The following is a 4,273-nucleotide window of genomic DNA, read 5'->3' on the forward strand; positions in this document are numbered from 1 at the left end:
CGCAGTCGGGGTTGTCTTCCATCATCCGTGCCGGATCGCCACCGTCTTCAGCGTGGTGAACCCGTACAGCGCCTCGAAGCCTTTCTCGCGCCCGTAGCCCGAGGACTTCACGCCGCCGAAGGGCAGCTCCACGCCGCCGCCGGCGCCGTAGTTGTTGATGAAGACCTGGCCGCTCTTCACGCGCCGGGCCATGCGCAGCTGGCGCGCGCCGTCGCGCGTCCAGATGCCCGCCACCAGGCCGAAGTGGGTGGCGTTGGCCAGTTCCACCGCGTGGTCCTCGTCGCGGAAGCTCATGGCGGCCAGCACCGGGCCGAACACTTCCTCCTGCGCCAGCCGGTGCGTGATCGGCACGTCGCGCAGCAGCGTGGGCGCCTGGTAGAAGCCCGATTCCGGCGCTTCGTCCACGACCGTGCCCTGCGCCACCATCGGGATGCCGGCGTGCTGGGCGTCGGACAGGAAGTCCCACACCCGCTGCTGCTGCGTGGCGCGGATCAGCGGGCCCACGTCCAGGTCCATCGCGGCCGGCCCGACGCGCAGCTGCGTGAACGCCTCGCCCAGGCGCTCCAGCAGCGGCTCGTAGAGCGATTCCTCGACCAGCAGGCGCGAGCCGGCGGAGCAGGTCTGGCCGCCGTTCTGCACGATGGCGTTGATCACGACCGGCAGGGCGGCCTCGAGGTCCGCATCGGCGAACACGATCTGCGGGCTCTTGCCCCCCAGCTCCAGCGTCACGGGGCAGTGCCGCTCCGCCGCGACCTGCTGGATGATGGTGCCGACCGTGGGGCTGCCGGTGAAGCTGATGTGGTCGATGCCGGGGTGGCGGGCGAGCGCGTCGCCCACCTCGTGGCCGAAGCCCGTGACGATGTTGATCGCGCCGGCCGGGAAGCCCACTTCGGCGGCCAGCTGCGCCACGCGGATCAGCGACAGGCAGGCATCTTCGGACGGTTTCACCACGCAGCAGTTGCCGGCGGCCAGCGCCCCGCCCACGCTGCGGCCGAAGATCTGCATCGGGTAGTTCCACGGAATGATGTGGCCCGTGACGCCGTGCGGCTCGCGCCAGGTCAGCACCGTGTAGCCTTCCTGGTAGGGCAGGGTTTCGCCGTGCAGCTTGTCGCAGGCGCCGGCGTAGAACTCGAAATAGCGCGCCAGCGCCAGGGCGTCGGCGCGGGCCTGCTTGGTGGGCTTGCCGCAATCGCGCTGCTCGAGCGCGGCCAGTTCGTCGGCCTGCTCCCAGACCTTGAGCGCCAGGCCCATCAGCAGGCGCCCGCGCTCGGCGGCACTCAGCTTGCTCCAGGGGCCTTCGAAGCACTGGCGCGCGGCCTTCACCGCCGCCGCGATGTCTTCCGGCGTGCCGCGCTGGATGGTGTCGAAGGGCTGGCCGTCGGAAGGGTCGATGACGGGCAGGGTGCGCTCGGAGGAGGAGCGCACGGGCGTGTTGGCAATGTAGTGCAGCTGCATGGCGCCATTGTGCGCCAGCCGCTCATCCCCTCCGACGGCGTCAGGCCGTGACGGGGACGTACTCGCTGGCGTGTTCCGCCAGCCAGCGGCGCGAGGCGGCCGAATCCTGCTGGCTCGGATGGAAGTCGCGGCGGAAGTACTCGCGCCAGGGCCCGTAGGTGAGGCGCACCAGCCCGCGCCGGCCGAACAGGTAGAGGGCGGCGCCGCGCCACGTGCTCCACTTCCACAGCGTGCCGTCGCGCTTGAGGTTCAGCACCGTCTGCCGCAGCGTGTCGAACAGGAAGATGGTCGTGATGCGCTTCATCCAGCGGATGCGCCATTCGTGGTCGCCGCCCAGCGCGCGGTAGAGGTCGAAGGCGGTGCACTTGTGCTCCGACTCCTCGGCGCTGTGCCAGAGCCACAGCGTCACCAGGCGCGGATCCTGGTCGCCCAGCAGGTCGGGGTGCTGCAGCAGGAAGTCGGCCAGGATGGCCGTGAAGTGCTCGTTGGCGGCCGTGATGGCCACCCAGTGGCGCACGTCCTGTCCTTGCAGCACCTTCAGGCGCTCGCGCGCGCGGGCATCCCAGTCGTTGACCAGCCCCAGCTTCTCCAGGTGCGCGTTGTAGAGCGAATGCAGCCGCCGGTGCGTCGCCTCCTGCCCGACGAAGCCCTGCACCTCGGCGCGGAACTTCTCCTGCAGCTCGGGCGGCAGCGCCTTGAAGCCGTTGCGCACCGAGTCCATGAAGAACTGCTCGCCGACCGGAAAGCTCATCGACAGAGCGTTGAACAGCGCCGTGCGGAAGGCATCGCCTGCGCACCAGTGGCGGGCGATGGGGGCCTGCATGTCGACGAGCAGGCGGCGGACGACGAGATCGGTCATGGATTCCGGAGCCGGGGAGACTCCCCTTGCGCCCGGGGAAAGTCTGGGTACGATTTAGTACCAACATCCTCGCATGCACGACTGGGCACTGTCAACGTCGCAGGAACACCGCAGCCGCCTGCTGCGCGGCATGGCTGCGGCCGTGGCCGCCAAGGGCTACGGCGAGACCACGATCGCCGACATCGTGCGCGAGGCGAGCGTCTCGCGCCGCACCTTCTACGAGCACTTCCACGACAAGGCCGAATGCCTGATCGCGCTGTACGAAGCGGCGAGCCGCAACGCGCTGCAGGTGCTGCGCGAAGCGATCGATCCCGCGCAGGGCTGGGAGGAGCAGGTGGAGCGCGCGATCGGTGCCTACCTGCAATGCCTGGCCAGCAACCCGGTGCTGCTGCGCACGCTGTTCGTCGAGATCCAGGGCCTGGGTTCCGACGGCCTGGAGGTCCGCCGGGCGATGCACCGCGAGATCTGCGATTTCCTGCTGCAGCTGGTGAACGCCGGCACCGCGCCGCACAGCCCCATGACGCCGGAGATCGCGATGGTCCTGATCGGCGGCATGCACGAACTGGTGCTGCAGGCGATCGAGGACGGGCAGGTGGAGGAACTGCCGGCGCTGACGGCGACGGCGACGCGGCTCTTGAAGGCGGTGACGCGGGCATGACCCCGCAGGGGCACGTGGACCGCGCGGAATAACATGCAGCGCGGTCCCTTCATGACAAAGGCCGGATTCACTCCGGCCTTTGTCATCTGACTGGAGCACTGGAAAAACGCTTCAGCGTTTTTCCAGTGAAGGTCACGCGTGGAACTTGACCACCAGCGGCACGATCAGCAGCGCCACGATGTTGATGATCTTGATCAGGGGGTTCACCGCCGGGCCGGCCGTGTCCTTGTAGGGGTCGCCCACGGTGTCGCCGGTCACGGCCGCCTTGTGCGCATCGGAACCCTTGCCGCCGTGGTGGCCGTCCTCGATGTACTTCTTGGCGTTGTCCCAGGCGCCGCCGCCGGTGCACATGGAGATCGCGACGAACAGGCCCGTCACGATGGTGCCCATGAGCAGGCCGCCCAGCGCCTTCGGGCCGAGGATCAGGCCCACCAGGATCGGCACCACCACCGGCAGCAGCGACGGGACCATCATTTCCTTGATCGCCGCGCGCGTCAGCATGTCGACCGCCACGCCGTATTCCGGCTTGGCCGTGCCTTCCATGATGCCGCGGATCTCGCGGAACTGGCGGCGCACTTCCACCACCACCGAGCCGGCGGCGCGGCCGACCGCTTCCATCGCCATGGCGCCGAACAGGTAGGGGATCAGGCCGCCGATGAAGAGGCCCACGATCACCATCGGGTCCGACAGGTCGAAGCTGATCTGGCGGCCGTAGGATTCCAGCTTGTGGGTGTAGTCGGCGAACAGCACCAGCGCGGCCAGGCCGGCGGAGCCGATCGCATAACCCTTGGTCACCGCCTTGGTGGTGTTGCCCACGGCGTCCAGCGGGTCGGTGATGTCGCGCACCGAGGCGGGCATCTCCCACATCTCGGCGATGCCGCCGGCGTTGTCGGTGATCGGGCCGTAGGCGTCCAGCGCCACCACGATGCCGGCCATGGAGAGCATGGAGGTCGCGGCGATGGCGATGCCGTACAGGCCGGCCAGGTAGTAGGCCACCACGATGGCCAGGCAGACGAACAGCACCGGCCAGGCGGTGGAGCGCATCGACACGCCGAGGCCGGCGATGATGTTGGTGCCGTGGCCGGTGGTGGAGGCCTGGGCGATCGACTTGACCGGGCGGAAGTTGGTGCCGGTGTAGTATTCGGTGATCCAGATGATCAGGCCGGTGATGGCGAGGCCGACCAGCGAGCACCAGACCAGCGACATGCCGGTGAACGAGCGCTCGCCGACCTTGAGCACTGTGTCCATGCCGACGATGTGGCTGGTGACCAGCCAGATGGCCGGGATCGACAGCACGGCGG

At 68.8% G+C, this 4,273-nt stretch carries 4 protein-coding genes; 1 reads left to right on the forward strand and 3 read right to left on the reverse strand.

Annotated elements, in window-relative coordinates; translation table 11 throughout:
* Positions 1-21: 21 nt before the first annotated feature.
* Complete coding sequence (locus tag VFM98_RS09215; RefSeq protein ID WP_325109624.1) at positions 22-1,455, reverse strand: aldehyde dehydrogenase family protein; 1,434 nt, start codon at positions 1,453-1,455, stop codon at positions 22-24.
* A gap of 40 nt (positions 1,456-1,495) precedes the next feature.
* Positions 1,496-2,314 carry a metal-dependent hydrolase gene (locus VFM98_RS09220; protein WP_325109625.1) on the reverse strand — a complete coding sequence of 273 codons (819 nt, stop codon included), beginning with the start codon at positions 2,312-2,314 and terminating at the stop codon, positions 1,496-1,498.
* 73 nt (positions 2,315-2,387) lie between these two features.
* On the opposite strand from VFM98_RS09220, the gene VFM98_RS09225 reads away from it, so the two are divergent.
* A complete protein-coding gene (locus VFM98_RS09225) occupies positions 2,388-2,972 on the forward strand; it encodes a TetR/AcrR family transcriptional regulator (RefSeq protein WP_325109626.1) in 585 nt (194 codons plus the stop codon).
* Positions 2,973-3,104: 132 nt separating this feature from the next.
* Here the strand turns inward: VFM98_RS09225 and VFM98_RS09230 are convergent.
* Positions 3,105-4,273, reverse strand: a 1,169-nt coding sequence (locus VFM98_RS09230; RefSeq protein ID WP_325109627.1) for a sodium/proton-translocating pyrophosphatase, incomplete at its 5' end; no start/stop codon positions are given.

It is taken from the genome of Ramlibacter sp., assembly GCF_035706265.1.
Classification (GTDB): domain Bacteria; phylum Pseudomonadota; class Gammaproteobacteria; order Burkholderiales; family Burkholderiaceae_C; genus Ramlibacter.

Coding starts and splice junctions, on each gene's coding strand:
- VFM98_RS09215 (WP_325109624.1), bottom strand. CDS start 1,455: ATGCAGCTGCACTACATTGCCAACACGCCCGTGCGCTCCTCCTCCGAG.
- VFM98_RS09220 (WP_325109625.1), bottom strand. CDS start 2,314: ATGACCGATCTCGTCGTCCGCCGCCTGCTCGTCGACATGCAGGCCCCC.
- VFM98_RS09225 (WP_325109626.1), top strand. CDS start 2,388: ATGCACGACTGGGCACTGTCAACGTCGCAGGAACACCGCAGCCGCCTG.